At 57.9% G+C, this 1,650-nt stretch carries 1 protein-coding gene; it reads right to left on the bottom strand.

Annotated features, from left to right (window positions below; translation table 11 throughout):
• Positions 1-8: 8 nt before the first annotated feature.
• Positions 9-1,487 carry an IS66 family transposase gene (tnpC, locus tag GS429_RS16845; RefSeq protein ID WP_160066515.1) on the bottom strand — a complete coding sequence of 493 codons (1,479 nt, stop codon included), beginning with the start codon at positions 1,485-1,487 and terminating at the stop codon, positions 9-11.
• Positions 1,488-1,650 lie beyond the last annotated feature (163 nt).

Genomic DNA, 1,650 nt, shown 5'->3' with positions numbered 1-1,650 from the left:
GTATGTGTTTACCCCGAGGTCTCGACAGCCGGCACAGCGTGAGCCCGTGAGATCATCTCATTGCTGCTGACGACTCGGCGAAGTTCTTCGTAGGGATTGCGTCCCTGCTGGCGCCACGTCGCCAGCAGGGACAAGATCGTCTCGTGGACGAACATGCCTCGATCGTTACGGAGTGTCCCGATGATTTTCCGGAGAACAACTGGTTCACGAAGCGCGTTCTCAGCTGCGTTGTTCGTTGGGGAGACCGCTGGCTCACCGACGAAGGTGAGCCAGTGGTCGAGACCTCCTTCGATCTTCCCGAGGAGTGTTGCCACTGGTCCGTCGGGAACTGACCGTTCAATCAGTGATTCAAGTTCTCTGCGCGCCACACGCTGTAGTTCTGCCCGTTCGCGTACTGTCAAGTCGCTCTCCAGCTGGGTCTGGAGAGCGACGTATAACTGTGTGAGAGCGCGGTAGATCGGTTCGCCTTCTACCTGTTTTTCGGCTGCGTCTTTAGCCTCCCGCAGAATATGCGCCCAACACCGCTGGAGATTGCTGCTGAAGGCCGGATACGCCGTCCACCCGTCACAGATGACCGTTCCCGCGAAGTCCTCGCCGAGGACTTCCGCGGGAACATCACTCCCACGACTCTCTCTGACCGCGTACAACGTGTGCTGGGCGGTACTAAACGTCCAGATCCACGCTTGTTCACCGTCGCGTTTGATGCCTGTTTCGTCAATATGAACCACGTCAGCATCTTGGATCTCTCGACGGATTTGCTCATACTCACAGCGACCGGCGCGCGCAGCGCGCTCGGTCGCGTGCCACGCGGACGCACCAGACAGTTCCAGTCCGTGCAGTTGCTCGAAGCGATCAGCGATCTTCCGGTAGGGAAGGCGGTGATCGTACCGAGAAAGTGCTGATTGAGCGATGACGTTCACCCCGAACTGCCCCTCATCGGGGCAGTCGGGGTGTGTCGCAACTGTCTCTGTCCCACAGGAGTGGCACTGGTAGCAGTGGCGGTTGTACTGGGTAACCTCTGGAGGCTGCGGGTCCGGGATCTCCTCGACGAGTCGGGGGCTGACGCCCACCGACTCGTCGAAGTGTTCGCCACACTCAGGACAACAGTCGTAGGTGACCTCGACTTCTTCGTCAGGATCAGTTGTAGAACGCCACTCCGGGTCGTGCCCGTTCTTCCGGCCGGGAGTGCCGCCGTCAGTTCGGAGATCGTCGTCTTCGTCATCCTGCGAGGTCGGGGACTCGTCAGTCCCCGACCGTCGCTTACTTGGCGGCGTATGCGGATTCTCGTACTTTCGAAGCCGTGCTTCAAGTTCCTCAATACGCTTGCTTTGCTGTTCGATCACCTTTTCCTGCTTTTCAATCAGTTCAGCCTGTTTGTCGATCTGTTCGTTCTTCTGGATGAGTTGTTCTTCCAAGTCGTCGATTTTCTCCTCTAGTTGGAGAAAGCGTGAAAGGATTTCTTCCTTGGTGAGATCGTCCCAACTCATCGATCCCACCCCAGTCTGGCGTCAGCAAAGGAACCGGGATGGTCTCCGAGCAGCGGAGACCATCCCTGCGGAGGTGCAACTGACCCCTGCCGACAAAGCATATCTCCACCGTAGATCGCCCCCTACGAGATACTAACGAAATCAGCTGGGGCTAAACACGTAC

This window comes from Natronorubrum halalkaliphilum, from assembly GCF_009834785.1.
Taxonomy (GTDB): Archaea; Halobacteriota; Halobacteria; order Halobacteriales; family Natrialbaceae; genus Natronorubrum; species Natronorubrum halalkaliphilum.
Note: the sequence above shows the minus strand (reverse complement) of the source record. Positions and strands in the feature narration are given on the sequence as shown.

What these genes read in the sequence shown, in the direction of transcription:
- tnpC (WP_160066515.1), bottom strand. Translation starts at nt 1,487, where the DNA reads ATGAGTTGGGACGATCTCACCAAGGAAGAAATCCTTTCACGCTTTCTC.